Origin of the sequence: Rhodanobacter sp. B2A1Ga4, assembly GCF_018101315.1 — a bacterium.
GTDB classification, from domain to species: domain Bacteria; phylum Pseudomonadota; class Gammaproteobacteria; order Xanthomonadales; family Rhodanobacteraceae; genus Rhodanobacter; species Rhodanobacter thiooxydans_A.
This window is the reverse complement of sequence record NZ_JADBJR010000001.1, coordinates 478,946-502,871: the sequence shown is the minus strand read 5'-3', so window position 1 is coordinate 502,871 and position 23,926 is coordinate 478,946. Positions and strand designations below refer to the sequence as shown.

18 protein-coding genes are annotated in these 23,926 nt (G+C 67.2%); 4 read left to right on the top strand and 14 right to left on the bottom strand.

Translation table 11 applies throughout. The annotated features are described in order from the left end of the window. Positions 1-19 precede the first annotated feature (19 nt). From IMW82_RS02280 to IMW82_RS02265, 4 genes are all read right to left on the bottom strand, one after another. On the bottom strand, positions 20-1,858 hold the full coding sequence (locus IMW82_RS02280; RefSeq protein WP_108472322.1) for a class I SAM-dependent DNA methyltransferase: 1,839 nt from the start codon (positions 1,856-1,858) through the stop codon (positions 20-22). 257 nt (positions 1,859-2,115) lie between these two features. Next, positions 2,116-2,745 (bottom strand): HD domain-containing protein, encoded by a 630-nt coding sequence (locus IMW82_RS02275; RefSeq protein ID WP_108472323.1) that lies wholly within the window; start codon positions 2,743-2,745, stop codon positions 2,116-2,118. A gap of 154 nt (positions 2,746-2,899) precedes the next feature. After that, positions 2,900-3,973 carry an alanine racemase gene (alr, locus tag IMW82_RS02270; RefSeq protein ID WP_108472324.1) on the bottom strand — a complete coding sequence of 358 codons (1,074 nt, stop codon included), beginning with the start codon at positions 3,971-3,973 and terminating at the stop codon, positions 2,900-2,902. Continuing rightward, on the bottom strand, positions 3,973-5,253 hold the full coding sequence (locus IMW82_RS02265; protein ID WP_108472325.1) for a D-amino acid dehydrogenase: 1,281 nt from the start codon (positions 5,251-5,253) through the stop codon (positions 3,973-3,975). The genes alr and IMW82_RS02265 overlap by 1 nt, the downstream gene beginning before the upstream one ends. 146 nt (positions 5,254-5,399) lie before the next feature. Between IMW82_RS02265 and IMW82_RS02260 the strand changes: the two genes are divergently transcribed. Beyond that, positions 5,400-5,912, top strand: a complete 513-nt coding sequence (locus IMW82_RS02260; RefSeq protein ID WP_108472326.1) for a winged helix-turn-helix transcriptional regulator — start codon at positions 5,400-5,402, stop codon at positions 5,910-5,912. Between the two features lie 73 nt (positions 5,913-5,985). Here IMW82_RS02260 and IMW82_RS02255 read toward each other — a convergent pair whose 3' ends face one another. From IMW82_RS02255 to IMW82_RS02215, 9 genes are all read right to left on the bottom strand, one after another. Then, positions 5,986-7,278, bottom strand: a complete 1,293-nt coding sequence (locus tag IMW82_RS02255; RefSeq protein WP_108472327.1) for an adenylosuccinate synthase — start codon at positions 7,276-7,278, stop codon at positions 5,986-5,988. Between the two features lie 65 nt (positions 7,279-7,343). After that, complete coding sequence (locus IMW82_RS02250; RefSeq protein WP_108472328.1) at positions 7,344-7,526, bottom strand: DUF2065 family protein; 183 nt, start codon at positions 7,524-7,526, stop codon at positions 7,344-7,346. 9 nt (positions 7,527-7,535) lie between these two features. After that, positions 7,536-8,402 (bottom strand): protease modulator HflC, encoded by an 867-nt coding sequence (gene hflC / locus IMW82_RS02245; protein ID WP_108472329.1) that lies wholly within the window; start codon positions 8,400-8,402, stop codon positions 7,536-7,538. Then, a complete protein-coding gene (gene hflK / locus IMW82_RS02240; protein ID WP_108472330.1) occupies positions 8,402-9,472 on the bottom strand; it encodes an FtsH protease activity modulator HflK in 1,071 nt (356 codons plus the stop codon). The genes hflC and hflK overlap by 1 nt, the downstream gene beginning before the upstream one ends. 180 nt (positions 9,473-9,652) lie before the next feature. Next, complete coding sequence (gene hflX, locus IMW82_RS02235) at positions 9,653-10,954, bottom strand: ribosome rescue GTPase HflX (RefSeq protein ID WP_108472331.1); 1,302 nt, start codon at positions 10,952-10,954, stop codon at positions 9,653-9,655. Positions 10,955-11,011: 57 nt separating this feature from the next. Further along, positions 11,012-11,299: an RNA chaperone Hfq gene (gene hfq, locus IMW82_RS02230; protein WP_108472332.1), complete on the bottom strand. Its 288-nt coding sequence runs from the start codon at positions 11,297-11,299 to the stop codon at positions 11,012-11,014. Between the two features lie 133 nt (positions 11,300-11,432). Then, the gene (gene miaA, locus IMW82_RS02225) at positions 11,433-12,401 is read right to left on the bottom strand and encodes a tRNA (adenosine(37)-N6)-dimethylallyltransferase MiaA (protein WP_108472333.1); all 969 of its coding nucleotides are present in this window, start codon (positions 12,399-12,401) and stop codon (positions 11,433-11,435) included. Positions 12,402-12,480: 79 nt separating this feature from the next. Next, positions 12,481-14,643, bottom strand: coding sequence for a S46 family peptidase (locus IMW82_RS02220; protein WP_234411365.1), 2,163 nt, complete (start codon positions 14,641-14,643; stop codon positions 12,481-12,483). Positions 14,644-14,760: 117 nt separating this feature from the next. Beyond that, positions 14,761-16,920: a S46 family peptidase gene (locus IMW82_RS02215; RefSeq protein ID WP_108472335.1), complete on the bottom strand. Its 2,160-nt coding sequence runs from the start codon at positions 16,918-16,920 to the stop codon at positions 14,761-14,763. Between the two features lie 151 nt (positions 16,921-17,071). Between IMW82_RS02215 and tdh the strand changes: the two genes are divergently transcribed. The 3 genes from tdh to kbl all read left to right on the top strand — a co-directional run bounded on the left by tdh (position 17,072) and on the right by kbl (position 23,181). Further along, positions 17,072-18,106, top strand: a complete 1,035-nt coding sequence (gene tdh / locus IMW82_RS02210) for an L-threonine 3-dehydrogenase (RefSeq protein ID WP_199909855.1) — start codon at positions 17,072-17,074, stop codon at positions 18,104-18,106. Between the two features lie 136 nt (positions 18,107-18,242). Continuing rightward, positions 18,243-21,896: a DUF748 domain-containing protein gene (locus IMW82_RS02205; protein WP_108472336.1), complete on the top strand. Its 3,654-nt coding sequence runs from the start codon at positions 18,243-18,245 to the stop codon at positions 21,894-21,896. An 85-nt stretch (positions 21,897-21,981) separates the two neighbouring features. Further along, positions 21,982-23,181: a glycine C-acetyltransferase gene (gene kbl, locus IMW82_RS02200; RefSeq protein WP_108472337.1), complete on the top strand. Its 1,200-nt coding sequence runs from the start codon at positions 21,982-21,984 to the stop codon at positions 23,179-23,181. A gap of 6 nt (positions 23,182-23,187) precedes the next feature. Here kbl and IMW82_RS02195 read toward each other — a convergent pair whose 3' ends face one another. Then, a complete protein-coding gene (locus tag IMW82_RS02195) occupies positions 23,188-23,895 on the bottom strand; it encodes a pseudouridine synthase (protein ID WP_199909856.1) in 708 nt (235 codons plus the stop codon). Between the last annotated feature and the right edge of the window lie 31 nt (positions 23,896-23,926).

Here is a 23,926-nt window from a genome sequence, read left to right as displayed (position 1 = left end):
CAGGCATACCCCGGCAAACTCATTCTGCCAACTCCCCCAGCATCGCCATGATCCGCCCCGACACCGCCTTCAACTCCTCGTCGATCTCGTGCAGCTCGCGCGGCGGCTCGAACACGTAGAAGTGGCGGTTGAACGGAATCTCGTAGCCGACCTTGCTCTTGGCCTCGTCGATCCAGGCATCCGGCGCATGCGGCAGCACTTCGCGTTCGAAGTAGGCCTGGATGTCTTCGCCCAGCGGCACGTTCTCGGTGTCGCGCAGGCTGCTGTCGGCTTGCGGCAGGCCTTTCTGCTTGCCTTTCTGGCCGAGCACGATCCGGCCCTGCTCGTCGCGCAGCGGACGCTCGACGGTGATGGTGGTGTAGCCGAAGTCTTCGTTCCTGAACACGCGCGCCAGCGGCGCGACTTTCACCTTGCCGCCGGCGGGCGGCGCGGGCGCGAACTCGGCGGCGGCGATGACCTGGCGGCCGGCTTCCTTGCCGTCGGCGTCGAATACGGTGGCCAGTTCGGCTTCGGCGAATTCGCCGAACAGGCGGGTGACGGTGGCGATGTGTTCGTCGCTCATTTCCTTGCGCTTGCTGCCCAGACTCTTGCGCATCTTCTGCCAGAAGCTGCCGGCGTCGATCAGCTGCACGTAGCCCTTGCGGTCGTCGGGCTTCTTGTTGGAGATGATCCACACGTAGGTGGCGATGCCGGTGTTGTAGAACATGTCGGTGGGCAGGCCGATGATGGCCTCCACCAGGTCGTTCTCCAACACGTAGCGGCGGATCTCGCTCTCGCCACTGCCTGCCCCGCCGGTGAACAGCGGCGAGCCGTTGAGTACGATGCCGAAACGGCTGCCGCCGTCGACGGCCGGACGCATCTTGGACACCAGGTGCAGCAGGAACAGCATGGAACCGTCGGACACGCGCGGCAGGCCGGGGCCGAAGCGACCATCGAAGCCTTTCTGTTCGTGTTCGCTGCGGATCGCCTTCTCGACCTTCTTCCACTCCACGCCAAACGGCGGATTGGACAGCATGTAGTCGAACTTGCGCCCGGCATGGCCATCCTCGCTGAGCGTGTTGCCGGCGACGACGTTGCTGACGTCCTGGCCGCGGATCAGCATGTCGGCCTTGCAGATGGCGTAGGACTCGTCGTTCAACTCCTGACCGAACAGGGTGAGCCGCGCGTCGGGGTTGTGTTGCAGCAAGTGCTCGGCGGCCACTGAAAGCATGCCGCCGGTGCCTGCCGTCGGATCGTAGATGGTGCGCACGGCATGGCCGGCGCCGAGCGCTTCGTCATCCTCGATGAAGATCAGATTGACCATCAGGCGGATCACTTCGCGCGGGGTGAAGTGCTCGCCGGCCGTTTCGTTGGACAGTTCGGCGAACTTGCGGATCAGTTCCTCGAACACCAGGCCCATCTGCGCGTTGTCGACTTCATCCGGATGCAGGTTGAAATTGGCGAACTTCTCGGTGACCAGGTACAGCAGGTCCGCCTTGGCCAGCCGCTCGACCTGCGCATGAAAATCGAAGCGCTCGAAGATGTCGCGCGCCGCCGGCGAGAAGCACTGGATGTAGCTGTAGATGTTCTGGCGGATATGGTCCTGGTCGCCCAGCAGCGTGGGCAGATCCAGTTCGGAGGTGTTGTAGAACTTCGCATCGCCGACCAGCCGCAGCAGGAACGGATCGGGGTTGACGCCCGCGGCGCTTTTCTTGTGGTACTCAGCCAGCACCTTTTGCTTGGTGGGCGCCAACACGCAATCCAGACGCCGCAGCACGGTGAACGGCAGGATCACCCGGCCGTATTCGGATTGCTTGTAGTCGCCACGCAGCAGGTCGGCGACGGACCAGATGAGGGCGGAAAGCGAGGTTTGGTTCATGCGGAGTGGAAATCCATGTCTGTTGCATTGGCCCTGCCGCGCGGCTGGCCGTCGACCCGATGAAGGCTCATGCCCGCCGGATGGCGGTATACGCAGCAAGATCAACACCAAGTATCGCCACTCGCGCCTCAAAGGGCGAGAGTTGTCGCCGCGCGATCCCGCGCGAGCGGGATCGCGCCTGAATGCGCGGGGGTTCCGCAGCGACTGCCTGCAAGCACGCCGATGCCGGCGACGCGTCGCATACGATCCGCCTTCTTTTAGTCGGCCTGCAGCGCCATGCGCGAACCAGCGCCCGCCAGCTCGTGCATCCAGTCCACCGTGCTGTCGAGCACCCGGGCCACCTTGACGCCGCGTGCCGAGAAGATTTCCGCCAGCGCCTGGTAGTAGCCGAGCGTGCCGTCGCGGCCGCCGGTGAAGCGTTCAAACACGTGGGTGCCGGTTTCGGGGTCTTCGAGGTCCTGCACGATGGCACGGGCGTTATGCAGTTTGTCGCAGGCGGAAACCAGCAGGGTCGCGTCCGGTGCTTGGCGCAGGTGCGCGAGGTAGCCGAGCTTGCGTTCGATCCAGTCGCGGCGTTTGGCTTCGGGGTCGGTGTGGCTGGTCTTGCCTTCGGCGGTGCCGTCGGTGCAGTCCATGACGATGTTGGCGACGGCGTCGCCGAATTGCGCGCGTATCGCCACCTCGTGCGCAGCACCGCCGTCCTCGACGGCGTCGTGCAGCAGGCCGGCGATGGCCTGGTCCTCGTTGCCGCCGAACTCGATCACCAGGCTGGCCACGCCGAGCAGGTGGTAGAGGTACGGGATGTTCGAGCCCTTGCGCACCTGCGTGGCGTGGGCGATGCGGGCGTAGTCGACGGCGCGGCTGAAGCGCTCGGTAAGTGCGGTCATGGCGTTTCCCCTGGCTGGTTCCATCGCGCGATGGTGACAGCGGTGGGTCGCAGGGGGCGAGATCGGGGCTGGAGAGTAGAAGCTTTACCCCTCACCTGAAGGACTCCGTGCGGTCGCTGGCCTCACCCTGCACGCAGGGAGAGGAGCAGAGCATTCACGCGTCGACGTAACTGCGCGGTACGCGCTTCAGCCCGCACAGCAGCTGGTATGCGCTGCTTTCGCTGTGCCGCGCCAGTTCGCTGACCGGCACCTGCCTGCCCCACAGTTCGATGCGGCTGCCGAGGCCGGCGGCGGGGTGGTCGGTGAGGTCGACGGTGAGCATGTCCATCGACACGCGGCCGACCAGTTCGCCGGGGTGGCCGTCGATGGTGACCGGGGTGCCGTTGGGGGCGAACTGGGGGTAGCCGTCGGCGTAACCCATCGCGACGACGCCGATGCGGCTGGGGCGCTGGGTGACGAAGCGGGCGCCGTAGCCGATCGGTTCGCCTGCCGCCAATTCGCGCACGCCGATCACCTTCGACTCCACCATCATCACCGGGCGCAGGCGAGCGGCGACGGGGTGCGTGCCGGCGAACGGCGTGGCGCCGTACAGCATCAGGCCCGGCCGCGCCCACTCGCCCTGCGTCTCGGGCCAGCCGAGCAGCGCGGGGGAATTGCCGAGGCTGGTGGGCAGCTGCAGCTCGTCGCACACCTGGTGGAACAGCGCCTGCTGCTCGGTGGTGCGTTCGCAATCCAGCTCGTCGGCGCGGGCGAAGTGGGTCATCGCCACCACTTCGCGCACCTGCGGCATAGCCTGCAGGCGCTGCAGGCTGGCGCGGTAGTCCGCGGCGGCCAGGCCAAGCCGGTGCATGCCCGAATCGAGCTTCAGCCAGATCGTGAACGGCCTGGTCGGGCGCGAGCGCTCGATCGCGTCGATCTGCCACCCGGCCTGCACCACGCACCACAGGTCGTGGGCGTCGATCAACGCCAGCTCGTCGACCTCGAAGAAGCCTTCCAGCAGCAGGATCGGGGCGCGGATGCCGGCCTCGCGCAGTTCCAGTGCCTCCTCGATGCAGGCGACGCCGAAACCGTCGGCCTCGGCCTCCAGCGCCTGCGCACAGCGCACGGCGCCGTGACCATAAGCGTCGGCCTTGACCACGGCCAGCGCTTTGCGCCCGCCCAGCTCGCGCGCCAGGCGGTAGTTGTGGCGCAAGGCGGCCAGGTCGATCAGGGCACGTGCCGGACGCATCAGGCAGGGACTCCCGCGGAGGGGCGGCTACTGTAGCGCGAGATGTCCAGGCCCTCGCTGCTGATCTGCGGCTTGCGCCCCGCGATCAGATCGGCCAGGTAACGGCCGGAACCGCAGGCCATGGTCCAGCCCAGGGTGCCGTGGCCGGTGTTGAGGTAGAGGTTGTCCAGCCGGGTGGCGCCGACCACCGGCGTGCCGTCGGGAGTGGCCGGGCGCAGGCCGGTCCAGAACGTGGACTGGCTCAGGTCGCCGCCGTGCGGGTACAGGTCGCCGACCACTTTTTCCAGGGTGGCGCGGCGGCGCGGCGACAGCGACAGGTCGAAACCGGATACCTCGGCCATGCCGCCGACGCGGATGCGCTGGTCGAAGCGGGTCACCGCCACCTTGTAGGTTTCATCGAGGATGGTCGAAGTGGGCGCCATCGCTGGATCGGTGATCGGCAGGGTCAGCGAGTAACCCTTCAGCGGGTACACCGGCAGGCGGATGCCCAGCGGCGCCAGCAGTTGCGGCGTATAGCTGCCCAGCGCCAGCACGTAGCGGTCGGCGCGTTCGAGCTTGCCGTCGATGCGCACGCCAGTGAGGCGGCCGCCGTCGTGTTCGAGCTTTTCCACGGTGGCGCCGAAGCGGAACTCGACGCCGGCTGCCTGCGCCCGCTCGGCGAGCAGACGGGTGAACAGCTCGCAGTCGCCGGTCTGGTCGTTCGGCAGGCGCAGTGCGCCGCTGAGCTGGTCGACCACCCCGGCCAGCGCCGGCTCCACTCGCACGATGCCGGCGCGGTCGAGCAGTTCGTACGGCACGCCGTACTGCTTGAGCACGGCGATGTCCTTGGCCGCGTCGTCCAACTGCGCCTGGGTGCGGAACAGCTGCACGGTGCCGAGCTGGCGGCCCTCGTAGTCGAGCCCGGTCTCGGCGCGCAGTTCATCCATGCAGTCGCGGCTGTATTCGGACAGGCGCACCATGCGCGCCTTGTTGATGGCGTAGCGGCTCGCGGTGCAGTTGCGCAGCATCTGCAGCAGCCACAGGTATTGCTGCGGGTCGAGGCCGGGGCGGATCGCCAGCGGCGCGTGGCGCATGAACAGCCACTTCAAGGCCTTCAGCGGCACGCCGGGGGCAGCCCATGGTGAGGCGTAGCCGGGCGAGATCTGGCCGGCGTTGGCGAAACTGGTTTCGCGCGCCGGCGCGCTTTCGCGGTCGACCACAGTCACCTCGAAACCGGCGCGCGCCAGGTACCACGCGCTGCACGTTCCGATCACGCCACTACCCAGAATCAGTACCCGCATTACGTTCCCCCTTCCGACGATGGCCTGCGGGACGGCCGCAGGAGTGACAACCAGCGAGTATAGAAACGATCCATCAGACTTGTTTTCTGTCTTTTGCCATTATCGCAGTTAATATCACTGCCAAATTGGCAATCCATGGTGGACATATGGCAGCGAAGCGGCAGGAATTCGACAAAATCGACCGGAAAATCCTCCGCGTGCTGCAGGACGAGGGGCGCATCTCGTTCACCGAGCTGGGCGAGCGGGTCGGCCTGTCCACCACGCCGTGCACCGAGCGCGTGCGTCGGCTGGAGCGCGACGGCGTGATCACCGGCTACCACGCGCGACTCGACCCGCACCTGGTCGGCGCCGGCCTGCTGGTGTTCGTGGAGATCAGCCTGGCCTACAAGTCGGGCGACATCTTCGAGGAGTTCCGCAACGCCGCGCTGCGCCTGCCCAACGTGCTGGAGTGCCACCTCGTCTCGGGTGCGTTCGACTACCTGATCAAGGCGCGCATCTCGGGCATGGCCTCGTACCGCAAGCTGCTCGGCAATACCCTGCTCACCCTGCCAAACGTGCGCGATTCGAAAAGCTACATCGTGATGGAAGAGATCAAGGAAACGCTGAGCCTGCCGGTGGGCGAGCGTGGCGGGCGCAGCGAAGGCGACGCCGCGGGGTGAACCGTGCCGACGACGGAAACGAAAAAGCCCCGCATGGCGGGGCCTTTCGCGTGATGCGGTGGAGCGGTGGCGATCAGGCGAACGGATCGTCGAGGCTGATGGTGTCGTCGCGGTCGGCGCCGGTGGCGACCAGGGCCAGCTTGCAGCCGGACAGTTCCTCGACCGCGCGCAGGTAGGCGCGGGCGGCGGGCGGCAACTGGTTCCAGTCGCGGATTCCGGCGGTGGATTCCTGCCAGCCGGGGAATTCCAGGTAGACCGGCTTGCACTCGTCCCAGCCGTCCGCGTCGAGCGGCGCCAGTTCGCGGCGCTTGCCCCGGTATTCGTAGGCGATGCAGACCTTGACCGTGTCCAGGCCATCGAGCACGTCGAGCTTGGTGATGGCCAGACCGTTGATGCCGTTGATCTGGGTGGCGCGCTTCAGCGCGACCAGATCGATCCAGCCGCAGCGACGCGGGCGGCCGGTGCTGGCGCCGAATTCGTTGCCCTTCTTGCGCAGCAGCTCGCCCATCTCGTCGTGCAGCTCGGTCGGGAACGGGCCGCTGCCGACGCGGGTGGCGTAGGCCTTGCAGATGCCCAGCACATAGTCGATGTCGCCCACGCCCACGCCGGTACCGGCAAGCGCGCCGCCGATGGTGGTGTTGGACGAGGTGACGTACGGATAGGTGCCGTGGTCGATGTCGAGCAGCGCGCCCTGCGCACCTTCGTACAGGATGTTGCCGCCTTCCTTGCGCACGTCGTGCAGGATGGTGGCGACGTCGTCGACCAGCGGGCGGATGTACTCGCCCCAGGCCAGCGCGTCCTTCAGCACGGCGTCGTAATCGACCGGCTCGGCCTTCAGCCACTGGGTGAGGATGAAGTTGTGGTATTCGACGGCGGTCTTCAGCAGCGCCGGCAGCTCGTGCGGATACATCAGGTCGGCCACGCGGATGGAGCGACGGGCGACCTTGTCCTCGTAGGCTGGGCCGATGCCGCGGCCGGTGGTGCCGATGGCCTTGCCGCCGGCGGCGATCTCGCGCGCTTTGTCCACCGCGATGTGGTACGGCATGATCAGTGGCGTGGCCGGGCTGATCTTCACGCGCGAACGCACCTCGACGCCGTTCGCCTCGAGCTCGGCGATCTCGGTCATCAGCGCGGCCGGCGACAGCACCACGCCGTTGCCGATCAGGCACAGCGCATCATCGCGCAGGATGCCTGAGGGGATCAGGTGCAGCACGGTCTTCTTGCCCTTGATCACCAGCGTGTGGCCGGCGTTGTGGCCGCCCTGGAAGCGCGCCACCGCGCTGACCCGCTCGGTCAGCAGGTCGACGATCTTGCCCTTGCCCTCGTCGCCCCACTGCGCACCCAGAATGACTACTGACTTGCCCATGCTGCATTACTCCGAGATGTTCTCGATCAGGTTGGTGGCTTCCCGTCGACGGGAGCACACGTGAATCAATGGAAAAACTGCAACAGCATCAGCCCGGCCGCCATCGCACCGGCGCCGAACAGCCGCAAGGTGCGCGGCGGCAGTTTCAGCGCCTCGCGCACCATCGCCTGCCAGCCTTGCGGCGCCGCGAACAACAGCAGACCCTCGATCACCAGCATCAGGCACAACGCGACAGCCAGCTGGTGCATCGGGGCGACTCAGCGCTTCTGCGCGGGCTGGCCGAAGTAGCGCAGGAACTCGTCGTCGGGCTTCAGGATCAGCACGCCCTTGCCGTCCTCGAACGAGGTACGGTACGCGGCGAGGCTGCGATAGAACGTGAAGAACTCCGGGTCCTGGGTGTACGCCTGCGCGTAGATGGCGGCCGCTTCCGCGTCGCCCTCGCCCTTCACCTTGGCCGCGTCGCGCTGGGCGTCGGCGCGCAGCACCTGGCCCTGGCGATCGGCGTCGGCCTGGATCTTCTCGGCCGCTTCCTGGCCGGTGAAGCGCAGCTCGTTGGCCAGCTGCAGGCGCTCGGCGCGCATGCGCTTGTACACCGACTCGCTGACCTCGTTCGGCAGGTCGATGCGCTTGATGCGCACGTCGACCACGGCGATGCCGAGGTTCTTGCGCGCCGAGGCGTCGGTCTGCGCACGCACCCGTTCGGTGATGTCCTTGCGCCCGCCGGAGATCAGGTCGGGCAAGGTGCGCGCGTTGAACTCGAAGCGCAGCGCGTCCTTCACGATCGGGGTGAGCCGCTGCGCGGCCTGCAGCTGGTCGCCGCCGGTGGCGCGGTAGTACGCGGCGTTGTCGGCCACGCGCCACTTCACGTAGAAGTCGACGTTGACGCTCTTCTTCTCGGAGGTGAAGTAGCGCTCCGGCGGCGCGTCCAGCGACAGGATGCGCTTGTCGAAGTGCATCACCTGCTGGATCACCGGCAGCTTGAAGTGCAGGCCCGGCTGGTAGTCGGTACGCACGATGCGGCCGAACTGCAGCAGCAGCGCGCTGTGCCCTTCGCTGACCACGAACATGCTGTTCAGGCCAAGCAGGACGAGCAGGACCGCGATGATGATGGAACCGACCTTCATCATGGCTGCGTCCCCTTGCCGGCCGTGCTGCCGGTCGGCGGCGACACCACCGCACCGGTCGTGCCCGCGTCAGGCTGCGCCGCGGTCGGTGCGCCCTGCAGCGCCGGCAGGTTGATGATGTTGCGGCCGTTGGAGCCGTCGATCACCTTGGGGTTCTTCGCCATCACCTGTTCCATCGTTTCCAGCCACAGCCGCTTGCGGGTCACTTCCGGCGCGGCCTTGTACTGCTTCAGCAGCAGCTCGAAGCGGGCGGCGTCACCGGTGGCCCGGGCCACGCGCTCGGCCTTGTAGCCAGCGGCCTCGGCGGCGATGCGCGCGGCATCGCCGCGTGCTACCGGCACCACCTTGCTGGAATAGGCCAGGGCGGCGTTCTCGATGCTCTGCTTGTCCTCGCGGGCGTTGTTGACGTCATCGAACGCGTCCTTCACCTCGTTCGGCGGCGCCACGTTCTGGAAGCTGACCTCGGTGACGCGCAGGCCGGAGTCGTAGGTGTCCAGGGTTTTCTGCAGGGTTTCCTGCGCCTGGGTGACCAGGCTGGCGCCGGCGGCGGACAGGATCTGGTCCATGTCGCTGCTGCCGATCACCGAGCGCACCGCGGCTTCGGCGGCGGCGCCGATGGTCCCGTCCGGGTCGTTCAGCGAGAACAGGTACTTGCGCGAATCGTCCACCTGGTACTGCACGGTGAAGTCGATCGTGATGATGTTCTCGTCCTTGGTCAGCATCGCCACCTTGTCGGTGACCGAGCGGATGCGCGTGGCCTCGACCTTGGTGACCGACTCGATCGGCTGCGGCAGCTTCAGGTGGAAGCCCGGCGGCAAGGTGCGCGAGTACTCGCCGAAGCGCAGCACCACGCCGGCCTGGCGCGCGCCGATGATGGTGTAGCTGCTGAACAGCAGGCCGACGACGAGCACCACCACCACGCCGGTGAGCAGGCTGCCGGGCCCCTGCCCCAGTTTGCCCAGGCGCTTCCTGGCGTTGTTGAGCAGGTCGTCCAGCGGCGACTTGCCACCCTGGCGATTCCTGTTCCACGGATCACGTTGCCCGTTGTTGCCGGGTTCATTCCATGCCACGAGTCAGTCTCCTAGGGGCCGTCGGGAGGCCGGCAACCACGGCCGGAACACGCGCTGCACCGGGTTACACATGAGATTCAGCCAAAGCTGTCGGAGTACCGCGCCGGCCACCTTTCGGGACCGCGCAAACAGCGGGGATTCTAGCAGAGCGCGGCTCGCGCCGCGCGTGGTGCGCTGGCGTCATTCCGCCACGGCCAGCAACTGGCGCAGCAGCCGGGTCTCGGTGGGATCGCCGCCGCTGAGCGGGGCGATCACGCTGCGCGGCGCATCGATGCGCAGCTGCCAGCCGTGCTCGTCCACCGTCTCGCCGGTGATCGCACCGGCCGCCTTCAGCCGCGCATGCAGGCGCCCGGCCGACAGCGGCAGCTGCAACGCCGACTGCACGCGTTCGCCGCCGAGCAACTCACCCAGCGCCTGGCGCAACAGGTCCAGCCCGGCGCCGGTGGCGGCGGACAACCAGACCCGCACCGGCTTGCCGGTACCGTCACGCTCGAGCCGCGGCTCGGCGCCGGCCAGGTCGATCTTGTTCATCACATGCAACTGCGGTACGTCGCCGGCGTCGATCTCCTCCAGCACGTTGTCGACCACGCGGTGCAGGCGCTCGCGCTCCTCGTCGGCGGCGTCGCTGACGTGCAGCAGCAGGTCGGCGTCGCGCGCCTCGGCCAGGGTGGCGCGGAACGCGGCGACCAGGTCGTGCGGCAGCTCGCGGATGAAGCCGACGGTATCGGCCAGCACCGCCGGGCCGCAGCTGAGGTCCTCCAGCTTGCGCACGGTGGGATCCAGCGTGGCGAACAACTGGTCGGCGGCGTAGACGTCGCCGGTGGTCAGCGCATTGAACAGGGTCGACTTGCCGGCGTTGGTGTAACCGACCAGGGCGACGCGCGGCACCGTGTTGCGCAGCCGCGCGCGGCGTTGCTGGCCGCGCTGGGTCTGCACCTTTTCCAGCCGTTTGGTGAGCATCTTGACCCGCTCGCCGAGCAGGCGGCGGTCGGTTTCCAGCTGGGTTTCGCCGGGACCGCGGTTGCCGATGGCGCCGCCGCGCTGGGCATCCAGATGGGTCCAGCCGCGTACCAGCCGGGTGGCCAGATGCTTCAACTGGGCCAGCTCCACCTCCAGCTTGCCTTCGTGCGAACGGGCGCGCTGGGCGAAGATGTCCAGGATCAGGCCGGCACGATCGACCACGCGGATACCCAGGTGTTTTTCCAGGTTGCGTTCCTGCACCGGGGTCAGCAGGTGGTCGACCAGCACCAGGTCCGCCTCCAGTGCGCGCGCCGCCTCGGCCACTTCATTCGCCTTGCCACTGCCGATGTAATAGCGCGGGTTGGGATCTTCGACGCGCGCGCTGATCACGCCCAGCACCTCGGCCCCGGCGGATTTCACCAGTTCGGCGAATTCCGCCGCGCGCCGCACCGCGTCGCCTTCGCCGCGGGAATGCGGCAGGACCAGGACGGCGCGATCGCCTTTCTTTTGTCTATCGAACACTAGTGGGTGTGATCCTTCAGGAGCAGACCCACTTCATGCGGGCGGGCCGCCCCTCTATCAAGCGTCCGCGTCGGCGGACGTGGCCGGCGCGTCGGACGGATGGTCGTGGCCGTCATGGCCGTCGTGACCATTGCCGATACGTACGTTGCGGCTCGGCACCACGGTGGAGATGGCGTGCTTGTAGACCATCTGGCTCACCTGGTTGCGCAACAACACCACAAACTGGTCGAACGACTCGACCGTCCCCTGCAACTTGATGCCATTGACCAGATAGATGGCCACCGGCACGCGTTCGCGCCGCAACGCATTCAGAAACGGATCCTGCAACGACTGCCCCTTGGACATTTCTTGTTCTCCCCTTGCCACGGACAGACCGGAGAAAAAACGCCGATGGCGCCCCGGTCCAACATGACCGGGATGTTAACTGCTTTCAAATACTTGATGAAAGAAGATTTTTGCGCGGCGCAAGTGCACTGGGTCACGCTGGCGGCGCTGACCCGCCCGGCCCACCCAGAAACAGCTGTACGGCGGTGACGGCGCGGGCAGCCAGCCCAGGCTGGTCCGGGTCGAACAGGCGGGCGCCAAAGTCGCTGCGCAGCCAGGTGATCTGCCGCTTGGCCAGCTGGCGGGTGGCGTAGATGGCTCGGTCGCGGAATTCGGCCGGGTCGGTCAGGCCGTCCAGGTGTTCCCATGCCTGCCGGTAGCCGACCGCACGGATCGCCGGCAGGTCGGCATGCAGGTCGCCGCGGGCACGCAGCACGCGCACCTCGTCCAGGAAACCCTCCGCCAGCATCGCATCGAAACGCCGGGCGATGCGTTCGTGCAAAACCTGCCGGTCGACCGGCAGCAGTGCCAGCTTCAGCACGCGCCACGGGAAGCGCGCCGCCGCACCGCCACGCTGCAGTTCGGACAATGGCCGGCCGGTCAGTTCGATCACTTCCAGTGCGCGCTGCAGGCGCTGCACGTCGTTGCAGCCGATCCGGCTGGCGGCAGTCGGGTCGAGGCTGGCCAGCCGCGCATGCATGGCTGGCCAGCCCAGTTGCCGCGCCTCGGCGGCCAGTCGCGCGCGGGTCGCCGGGTCGGCTTCCGGCAAGTCGGACAGCCCCTGCTGCAACGCGCGGAAGTACAGCCCGGTGCCGCCGACCAGCAGCGGCACCCTGCCCTGTGCACTGATCCGCTGCATCACCGGCAGCGCATCAGCGCAAAAATCCGCCGCCGAATACGGCTGGGCCGGATCGCGGATATCGACCAGCGCATGCGGATGGCGCGCCAGCGTCGCCGGGTCGGGTTTCGCCGTGCCGATGTCCATGCCGCGGTAGACCAGCGCCGAATCGACGCTGACCAGATCCAGCGGAAACCGCTCGCTCAGCCCGCACGCCAGCGCGGTCTTGCCGGAGGCGGTGGGGCCCATCAGGAAGATGGCGAGGGGACGGGTGTCGATCGGCATCGCGCTAGTTTAGAGGCTGCCACAACGCAAGAGGCCCGCGTCGACGACGCGGGCCCCGGGACTTGCGCGAACGGACGGCTTACTTCGCCGGCACGCCCATTTCCTTCAGCAGGTTGTCGGCGTGGTCGAGGTGGTGCATCACCCACAGCATGTAGCGCACGTCGACCTGGATCGAACGGTTGAGCTGCGGGTTGAACAGCCAGTCGCCACTGACCGACTCCCAGTTGCCGTCGAACGCCAGGCCGACCAGCTGGCCGTTCGCGTCCATCGCCGGCGAGCCGGAGTTGCCGCCGGTGATGTCGAGGTCGGCGAGGAAGTTGACCGGCAGCGTGCCCAGCTTCGGCGAGGCATAACCGTCGAAGGCCTTCGCCTTGATCGCGGCCAGCTCGGCCTTGGGCGAGTTGAACGGCTCGATGCCAGTGTCCTTCTCAACGATGCCCTGCGCGGTGGTGAACGGCGCGTAGCTGACGCCGTCGCGCGGCGCCACGCCCTGCACGTTGCCGAAGGTGACGCGCAGCGAGCTGTTCGCATCAGGATAGACCGGTAGCTTCTGCGAGTCCTTCCAGGCGATCATCGCCTGCATGTAGCGTGGGCGCAGCTTGCTCAGCTCGCCGTCGCGGGCGTCGGCCTGGTCTTCCAGCGTCTTCAGCTGCGGCTGCACCGCACGGGCCAGCTTGAGCATGCTGTCCTGACTGGCGTCTATCGCCTTGCTGTCGGCGCCGAACCACTTCATGCGCTCGTCGACGTTGCCGAGTTTGCTGCCGGCATACAGCGAGGCAACCTTCGCCTTGATCGCGGCCTCGGTGTTCGCGCCACCCAACCATGCATCCAATGCGGGCAGGCGCTGCGCCTGCGGCAAGGCCACGTAGCGCTTGAGGCCATAGACCATGAACTGCTGGTCGACGCCCGGGTCGTAGCGGCGATCCATCTGCTTCAGGCCGCCTTCGATGCGCACCCAGTCGCGCTGCTGGTAGCCGGCATCGCGGTCGAGGTCGGCCTTGGGCCGTTCCTTGGCCAGGTGAGTCAGGCGGACCGCGGTGCTGAACAGCTGGGCGCGGCTGACCAGACTGATGGCCAGGTTGCGCTCGCGGTTGGCCTGGTCGGCGGCGATCTGCTGGCGCAGCTTGCCGATGTCGGCGGCCAGGGCGGCGTTTTCTGCCCCGCCCTGCTGCTTCAGCCAGCCCTCGAGTGCCGCTTCCTGTTCCCGCTTCACCGTGACCGCATCGGCGCGATGCAGGCCTTCGAGCTGGCCGCCGAAGTTCTTCAGGTAGTTGTTGAGGCCGGCGACCATGCTGGCGTACTTCACTGCCACCTTGGGGTCGGCCTTGCCGGCGGTGTTGATGATGTTGAGCGTGTCCTCGTACACCTTGATCTGGGTCGGATAGACCCAGTCGATCGAGCTCTGCACCTCGTCGGCGAGGCGGTAGCGGTTGGTGCGGCCCGGGTAGCCCACCACCATCACGTAGTCGCCCTGCTCCACGCCGTGCGGATTCACCTTGAGCACGTGCTTCGGCTGGTACGGCACGTTGTCCTTGGAGAACGCCGCGGACTTGCCGTCCTTCGAGACGTAGGCTCGCAGGTAACCGAAGTCGCCGGTGTGGCGCGGCCACATCCAGTTGTCGATGTCGCCGCCGAACTTGCCAATCGATTCCGGCGGTGCGTAGACCAGGCGCACGTCCTTGATCTCCAGCTGCCTGATCAGCTGGTAGCTGTAGCCGCCGTGGAAGGTGTAGACGTCGCAGCGGTAGCCTTCGCTCTCGCAGGCCTTGACCTGCTCCTTGATCGCCAGTTCGATCGCCTTGTAGCGCTCGGCGCCGCTCATGTCATTGGTGAGTTTCGCGGTGATCGCCTTGGTGACGTCGCGGATTTCCTCGGTGACGAAGATGCGCGAGGACGGGCCGGCGGAGAGTTCATCCGCCTGGGTCTTCGCCAGGAAGCCCTGCTCGATCAGGTTGTTCTCCGGCGTGGAGTTCAGCTGCAGCGCGCCGTAGACGCAGTGGTGGTTGCTCACCACCAGGCCCTCCGGCGAGACGAACGAGGCGGTGCAGCCGCCCAGGCTCACGATCGCGCCCATCGGATAGGCGGTGAGGTCGGTCAGCGTCTTCGGATCCAGCTTCAGGCCATGCTGTTGCAACGTGGCGGCGATGCCCGGCAACTGGGCGGGCTGCCACATGCCTTCGACGGCGTGGGCGGACGAGATGAGGCCGATGGATACGGCGGCAGCGAGCAATAGACGACGCACGGAAATCTCCTGATGAAAATCTGCCCGCGAAAGCGGGCAAAAGGGTGACGCAATAACTTACGACTTATGCCCGACCCGGACGGCCGTGGCATATGCCGCAAGTCATGCCTGCGACATTCAGCGCGCCGGCACGCCCAATTCCTTCAGCAGCTGCGGCGCCGGGTAGACCTTGTCCATCAACCAGCGCATGTAGCGCATGTCGACGTGGATCGCACGCTTGTAGCGCGGGTCGAACATCCAGCTGGCACTGACCGCCTCCCAGTTGCTGTCGAAGTTGAGTCCGACCAGTTCGCCCTTCGCGTTCAACACCGGTGAGCCGGAGTTGCCGCCGGTGGTGTCGAGGTTGCTGAGGAAGTTCACCGGCATGACGCCCGACTTCGGGTCCAGGTAGCCGGCGTAGTCCGCTTTGGCGATCGCGTCGAGCAGCGGCTTGGGTGCATCGAACGGCGCCACGCCGGTGTTCTTCTCGACGATACCGGCGGTGCTGGTCAGCGGTTCGTAGCCCACCGCGTCACGCGCCTTCAGCGGGGTGACCTTGCCGTAGCTCACGCGCAGGGTGGAGTTCGCATCCGGATAGACCGCGCGGCCCTGCTGTTCGCGATAGGCGATCAGCGCCTGCATGTAGGCCGGACGCAGGCGCAGCAGCTCGCCCTCACGCGCCTTGCGCTCGTCGTCGATGTGCAGCAGCGCCGGCTGCAGTTTCGCAGCCAGTTGCAGCAGGCTGTCGTCAGTCGCGGCCAGCATTGTCGCATTGGCATCCATCCAGCGCAGGCGCTGCGCTTCGTCGCCGAGTTTGGTGGTGGCGTAGACGCGATCCAGCGTGGTCGCCAGCTCGGCAGGAGTACGACCGAACGCGGTATCGAACTCGGCCACGTGCTGCGCAGCAGGCAGTTGCTGATAGCGGATCAGCAGCGCCGTCAGCAGGCGCTTCTCGACGGTCGGATCGTAGCGGCGCTGGACCTGGCGCAGGCCGCCGGCAATCAGTTCCTCGTCACGCTGCTGGTAGCCGTTCTCGCGCTCGGCATCGGGCTTGCCGCGCTCGTGCGCCAGCCGTTGCAGGCGCAGCGCCGAGCGCATCAGCTGGGTCTGCGACTGGAGCAGGCCGAGCAGAAGGTCGCGCTCGCGGGTGGCGTTGCCGTCGGCGATCGCCGCCATCGCGGCGTCGATCTGCGGGCGCAGCGCCTTCGCCGTGCCCTGCTTGTCCAGCCAGGCCAGCATCGCCGCTTCGTCCTGCTGCCGCACGGCGACCGCATCGCTGCGCTGCAGGCCTTCCAGCTCGCCGCTGTAGCGCTTGATGCCGTTCTTCAGCGACTGCAGTTGCGAGGCGTAGCGGATCTTCGCCTGCGCGTCCGCCGCGCCGGCGTCTTCGATCACCGTCTGCAGCTGCTTCATCGCCGCCACCGACGCAGGCAGGCGCCACTGCACCTGGTCGGCGAACTCGGCGGCGCTGCGGTGGCGGTAGGTGGTACCGGGGTAACCGGCCAGCATCACGTAGTCGCCAGCGTTGACGCCTTCGCGGGCGATCTGCAGGTGCGCGGGCGGCGTGTAGGGCTTGTTGTCCTTCGCATAATCCGCCGGCTTGCCATCCGGCCCGACGTAGGCGCGCAGCACGGTGAAATCGCCGCTGTGGCGCGGCCACATGAAGTTGTCCACTTCGTCGCCGTAGTTGCCGATCGCGCGCGGCGGCGTGTAGACCAGCCGCAGGTCGCGCAGCTCCAGCTGCTTCACCAGATAGAAGTCGCGGCCGTAGAACATGTTGGCGACGCTGCAACGCATGCCGGCCTCGCGTTCGCATGCGGCGACCAGCGCCTTGCTCGCCGCATCCACCGCGTCGTAGTAGGCGCGACCGGTCTTGCCGCGGGCGTTGGCCAGCACCTGCTCGGTAACCTGGTCGAAGCCGACCGTGACGCGCAGGCGGAAGTCCGGGTTGGCTGGCAGCTCCTCGCCGCGGCTGGCCGCCACGTAGCCCTCTTCGATCAGGTTGCGTTGCGCATTGCTGTTGTACTGGATCACGCCGAACGCAACGTGGTGGTTGGTCAGCACCAGGCCCTGGTCGCTGACGAAGGCGCCGGTGGCGCCGCCGACCTTGACCACCGCGCTGAGCGGCGGCCGGGTCAGGTCGGCCAGCGCGGCGGGGTCGCCCCGATAGCCGGCGGCCTTCAGCTGCTGGCCGATCGACGGCAGTTGCGACGGCATCCACATGCCCTCGTCCGCCTGCGCCAGCGGACTCAGCGACATCGCCACCGCGGTGGACCACAACATCCTCTTCAATCGCATCGAACCGGCCTCGTGAGCAATCGCATAAACTTGCGACCATAGTTTGCCGCGCAGCTCCCGGCAAGATGCCGGCCCGAAAGCCGCCGCCGGCGACCGCGCTCTATAATTGCCGTTTCCCCGCCCGCTCCGCGGGCCAACCGATGGATTCCCCATGCCGCAGACGATGAAAGCCCTGGTCAAGCGCAAGCCCGAACAGGGCATCTGGATGGAAGAAGTGCCGCTGCCGCAGGTCGGCCCGAACGAGGTGCTGATCAAGATCGAGAAGACCGCGATCTGCGGCACCGACCTGCACATCTACAAGTGGGACGAGTGGAGCCAGCGCACGATCAAGCCGGGCCTGACCATCGGCCACGAGTTCGTCGGGCGCATCGTGGAGATCGGCCCCGGCGTCACCGGCTACAAGGTCGGCGACCGCGTCTCGGCCGAGGGCCACATCGTCTGCGGACACTGCCGCAACTGCCGCGCGGGCCGCCAGCACCTGTGCCCGAACACGATCGGCATCGGCGTGAACCGCAACGGCGCGTTCGCCGAGTACATGGCCATGCCCGCTTCGAACCTGTGGCCGATCCCGGACCAGATCCCGTCCGAGCTGGCCGCGTTCTTCGACCCGTACGGCAACGCCGCGCACTGCGCTCTGGAATTCGACATGATCGGCGAGGACGTGCTGATCACCGGCGCCGGCCCCATCGGCATCATCGCCGCCGGCATCGCCAAGCACGTGGGCGCGCGCAACGTGGTGGTCACCGACGTCAACGACTATCGCCTGAAGCTGGCCGCCGACATGGGCGCCACCCGGGTGGTCAACGTGGCCAACCAGTCGCTCAAGGACGTGATGAAGGACCTGCACATGGAAGGCTTCGACGTGGGCCTGGAGATGAGCGGCAACCCGCGCGCGTTCAACGACATGCTCGACTGCATGTACCACGGCGGCAAGATCGCCCTGCTCGGCATCCAGCCCAAGGGCGCCGGCATCGACTGGGACAAGGTGATCTTCAAGGGCCTCACTCTGCAGGGCATCTACGGCCGGCGCATGTACGAGACCTGGTACAAGATGACCCAGATGGTGCTGACAGGCTTCCCGCTGCAGAAGGTGCTCACCCACCAGATCCACATCGACGACTTCCAGAAGGGCTTCGACCTGATGGACGCCGGCAAGTGCGGCAAGGTGGTCTGCTCCTGGAGCTGAACGAGGGAGGACGACAGTCGCCGTCTGTCATCGCCGGTTTCACGGCATCTGCGTAAACTTCCTGCGGCCGGTTGCTGCCGGCTGCAGGAAGTGCCCGGCGGGTGCCGCCGGCCCATGACGCCACCGGAAAGTCCGCATGAATGCCCTTCATCCCACGGCAGCCGCCCACCTGGCGGCGGCCCGCGACAAGGCCCGGCAGCTGTATCACTCACACCGCGCGCGCAAGTCCGCGCTGACCATCGCCATCGTGCTGGTGGTGTTCGGCCTGCTCGGCTTCTTCGCTGCACCACCGATCATCCGCAGCCAGATCGAGAAGCGCGCCAGCGCCGCCCTGTCGCGGCCGGTGACGCTGGGCGCGGCGCACTTCAATCCCTACACCCTGCGCCTGCAGCTGGACCGCCTGCACATCGCCGACCGCGACGGGCGCTCGCCGTTCGTGGACATCGACCAGGCGGTGATTAACGCTTCGTGGACCTCGCTGCTGCGCCGGGCGCCGGTACTGGACGAACTGCGCCTGCAGCACCCGCAGATCCGCATCGTGCGCAGCGCGGACGGGCGTTTCAACTTCAGCGACCTGCTGGAACGCTACGATTCGAAGCCCGCGGACCCGAAGGCGCCGCCGGCGCGTTTCTCGCTGTCCAACATCGCCGTGCACGCCGGCGACATCCAGTTCGACGACCAGCTGGGCAAGGCCAGCCACCACGTCGAGCAACTGGAACTGGGCATCCCGTTCATCGCCAACCTGCCCAGCGACACCGACGTGTTCGTGCAGCCGCTGCTGGCCATGAAGGTGGACGGCAGCCCGCTGCGCATCGACGGCCAGACCAGGCCGTTCACCGATACCCGCGAGGCGGTCGTGCATTTCCAGTTCGAGCAGCTGGACCTGCCGCGCTACCTGGCCTACGCCCCCACACCGTTGCCGCTGGCCATCACCAAGGGGCGGCTCGGCGGGAACCTGGACCTGCACTTCGTGCAGACCCGACCCACGCCGCAATTGCAGCTGACCGGCCACCTGCAACTGGACAACTTCGCGCTTGCCAGCAACCACGGCGAGCCCATCCTCGAAATCAGCCACGGCAGCGCCGAGCTGGCCGACGTGCAACCGCTGCTCTCGCGCTACCGGCTGGGCGCGCTGCAACTGGACCAGGCGCAGCTCCACTACACCCAGGGCGCAGGTGGCCACAGCAATTTCGACAGCCTGACAGCCGGCCCCGCACCGGCTGCGCCCGCCACCACGACGACACCGACCGACCTGCGCATCGCCTCGCTGGCACTGACCGGCAGCGCCATCCACTACACCGACGCCAGCCAGCACAGGCTGGACCTCACCGGTCTGCATGGCGCGCTGCAAGGCCTTAGCCTGCAGCCGGCGCCCGTCGGGCGAATGGACCTGACCGCCCAGCTGGGCGGCGGCATGTTGTCGGTCAAGGGCACGCTGGACCTGGCTGCCAGCCGGCTGTCGACCCATCTCGGCCTCCGCCAGGTGGATGTGGCCCCGCTGCAGGCGGCGGCGCCGATGGCCGCGCGAGTGACCCAGGGCAAGCTCGATGCCGACGGCCAGCTGCAGCTCGACTGGGGCAAGGCCGTCAACGTGCACCTCGCCGACGCGCATGCCTCGGTGAGCAACTTCGCACTCGCAGCGCCGTCCAGGGAACACGGCACCCCGCTGGCCTGGGGCAAGCTGCAGGCGGAGATCCGCCTGATCGACCTGGCCAGCCGCCAGGCGCAGCTGGGCACGGTCACCGCCAGCAAGCTCAACCTGCACCTGCAGCGCCAGCGCAACGGCACCCTCAGCCTGCTGGAACTGCTGGCACCACCAGGCAATCAGCGCAAGGCCGCAGCGGACCACAGCCCACCCTGGCGCTGGAGCATCGCCCACCTCGGCCTCGATGACGGTACACTCGACTTCACCGACCTGGCCGCCGGCGCCAGGCCCGTCAGCCTCCAGCTGAAATCGCTCAAGGGCAGCATCGACAACCTGGACGACAAACTGGACGCGGCGCGTCCGTTCAAGCTGGCTGGTGCCATCGACCGGGGTACGTTCGCTGCCTCCGGCAGACTGCGGCCCTCACCGCTGGGCGCCGACCTGCAACTGGAAACGAAGCAGCTGGACATCGCCCGCTTCGAGCCGTACATCAGCGTGCCGCTGAACGTCACCGTGGCCGGCGCCAGGCTCACCAGCAACGGCAAGCTGCACTACGATGGCCGCGGCAGCGTGCCGAAACTGCGCTACCGGGGCAACGTCGCACTCGAGCGCGTGCGCGTGCAGGACAAGCTCAGCGGCGACGATTTCCTGCGCTGGCGCACGCTCAGCGCCTCGAACCTCGATGCCGATGTCGGTCCGGGCACGCCGCGTGTACGCATCGGCGCGCTGACGCTGACCTCGTTCTACGCCCGCATGATCATCAACGCGGACGGCAAGCTGAACCTGTCCGACGTGGTCGCTTCGCCGGAAGCCGCACCGGTGTCGGTGACCCGCGCGGCCGGCACGCTGGCCACGCCGCCACCGAAGCCGGCAACGCCCGCACCGGCGGCGACCACCAGCACGTCGGTCGCGGCAGCCGCGACACCGGCGGCGCCCCCGGCCGACATCCATATCGGCGGCATCACCCTGGTCAACGGCCAGCTCAACTACACCGACAACTTCATCAAGCCCAACTACACCGCCAACCTCACCAAACTCACCGGCAGGATCGGCGCGTTCGGCACCACCCCGGGCGATCCACCGGCCGCGCTGTCAGTGCAGGCGGCACTGGACGACGATTCGCCGGTGGACATCGACGGCAGCATCAACCCGCTGCAGCCGGTGGCGTTCCTGGACATCAAGGGCAAGGCCAGCGAGGTGGAGCTCACCCGCCTCGCCGCCTACTCCACCAAGTACACCGGCTACCCGATCACCGCCGGCAAGCTCAACGTGGACGTCCACTACATGCTGGACCAGCGCAAGCTCAACGCGGACAACCACATCTTCATCACCCAGCTCACTTTCGGCGCACGCAACGAGAGTCCCGGCATCAGGCACCTGCCGGTGAAGCTGGCGGTGGCGCTGCTCAAGGACACCCAGGGCAACATCGACGTGAACGTGCCGGTGTCCGGCTCGCTGGACGATCCGCAGTTCAGCATGGGCGGCCTGATCTGGCGCGCCATCGGCAACCTGATCGCCAAGGCCGCCACCGCGCCGTTCCGCCTGCTGGCCGGCGCCTTCGGCGGCAGCCACGAGGATCTGGGCTACATCGAGTTCGCGCCGGGCTCGGTAGTGCTCGACGCCAAGGCGCAGGAACGCCTGGGCAAGATCGTGACCCTGCTGCAGCAGAAGCCATCGCTGAAGCTCGGCATCATCGGCCGGGTCGACCCGGGCAAGGACCAGGATGGCCTGCGCAAGGTCACGGTGGAGAACCTGGTGCGCCGCGAGAAGGTGCTGGACACCGAAGGCAAGGCCGCCGACACCTCGGATGCGGCACTGGCCGCGGTCAACGTCACCCCGGATGAATACGAAAAATACCTCAAGCGTGCCTACCGCCACGATGACCTCCAGGACAAGCCACGCAACTTCCTCGGCCTGAAGAAATCGCTCGAACCCGACGAGATGCGCAGCCTGATGGAGACCGGCGTGGCGGTCGACGCCAAGGCCATGCGCGCGCTGGCCGAGCGCCGCGCCGCAGCGGTGCAGGCGTGGCTGAAGGGCAAGCTGGACGCTGCACGCGTCGCGCTGCAGGAGCCGAAGCTCGACGCCCAGGGCATCGACGACAAGGGCAAGACCACGCGCGTGGATTTCGACCTGAAGCAGTAGCGCCGCGAATGCGATGCCCGAGCTTCCTTCCCAGCATCGCGCCAAGCGGTCAAAATAGAGCTTTGTCCACAGGCCGGAATTCCCCATGAGCTACTCAGCCAAGGCACGCTACGCCAGCGAACTCGACGCCATCCGCGAGCAGGGCCTGTTCAAGGCCGAGCGCATCATCACCTCGCCGCAGTCGGCCGAGATCGAGCTGGAAGGCGGCCGCAGGGTGCTGAACTTCTGCGCCAACAACTATCTGGGCCTGGCCGACCATCCCGCGGTGATCCAGGCCGCCAAGGATGCGCTGGATACGCACGGCTTCGGCATGGCCAGCGTGCGCTTCATCTGCGGCACGCAGGACCTGCACAAGCAGCTGGAAGCGAAGATTGCCGCGTTCTTCGGCACCGAGGACACCATCCTCTACGCTGCCTGCTTCGACGCCAACGGCGGTCTGTTCGAACCGCTGCTGGGCGAGGAAGACGCGGTGATCTCCGACGCGTTGAACCACGCCTCGATCATCGACGGCATCCGCCTGTGCAAGGCCAAGCGCTTCCGCTACGCCAACAGCGACATGGCCGACCTGGAGAAACAGCTGCAGGCAGCCGATGCGGCCGGCGCACGCACCAAGCTGATCAGCAGCGACGGTGCGTTCTCGATGGACGGCTTCATCGCCAAACTCGACCAGATCACCGCACTGGCGGCGAAATACGACGCGATGGTGCACATCGATGAGTGCCACTGCACCGGCTTCCTCGGCGACAGCGGCCGCGGCTCGGCCGAAGTCAACGGCGTGATGGACAAGATCGACATCTTCACCGGCACGCTGGGCAAGGCGCTCGGCGGTGCGCTCGGCGGGTTCACCACCGGCCGCAAGGAAGTGATCGAGCTGTTGCGTCAGCGTTCGCGCCCCTACCTGTTCTCCAACTCGCTGCCGCCGCACGTGGTCGCCGCCGCGATCAAGGTATTCGACATGCTGGCCAGCGCCGGCGACCTGCGCGACAAGCTCAAGGAAAACACGCGCTACTTCCGCGAGCGGATGACCGCCGCCGGCTTCGACATCAAGCCGGGCGTGCACCCGATCGTGCCGGTGATGATCTACGACGCGCCGAAGGCGCAGGCGATGGCTTCCGCCCTGCTGGAGGAAGGTATCTACGTCACCGGCTTCTTCTATCCCGTGGTGCCACAGGGCCAGGCGCGCATCCGCACGCAGATGAGCGCGGCGCATACCCGTGAGCATCTCGACCGGGCCATTGCCGCATTCACCAAGGTGGGCCGGAAGCTGGGCGTGATCGGCGACTGAAGGCACTCAGCCTTTGCGGGTGTCGAGCGCTTCCACTTCATACGCACTCAACTGTCGCCACTGCCCTTTCGCCAGTTCGCCCAGTGCAAGCGGTCCGATTGCCACCCGGATCAGCCGCAGCACGTCGAAACCCAGGGCCGCCAGCAACCGGCGGATATGCCGGTTGCGCCCCTCGTCCAGTACCACCTCAAGCCAGGCATTTTTCTCGCCCGCACGCAGCAGCATGGCGCGACGCGCCTTCAGCAGGTCGCCAGCATCATGGATACCCGTCAGCATCGCGGCCAGCACTGCGGCATCCGGCTGACCGGCTACCTGCACGTGATAGGTCTTCTCCAGATGCGTGGCCGGGTCGGTGATGCCGGCTGCCCAGACAGTGTCGTTGCTGAGCAGCAACAGGCCTTCGCTTGCTTTGTCCAGCCGCCCGACCGGCCCCAGCCACGGCAGGCCGGCGGCCGCCAGCGCGTCGTAGACGGTGGCGCGACCATGCTCGTCGGCGGCGCTGACCACGAGCCCGCGTGGTTTATTGAAGACCACATAGACACCTTCGGCCGGCTTCACCGGCCGGCCATCGACGGCGACCTGCTGCCGGTCGATCAAGGTCGGGTGATACGGATCGCGCACCACGCGCCCGTCCAGGCTGACGCGGCCGGCACGAACCCACTGCTCGGCCTGGCTGCGCGAGCAGGCGCCCAGCTTGGACAACACCCGGGCCAACCCGTGCCGCGGTGACTGCGCGGATACGACG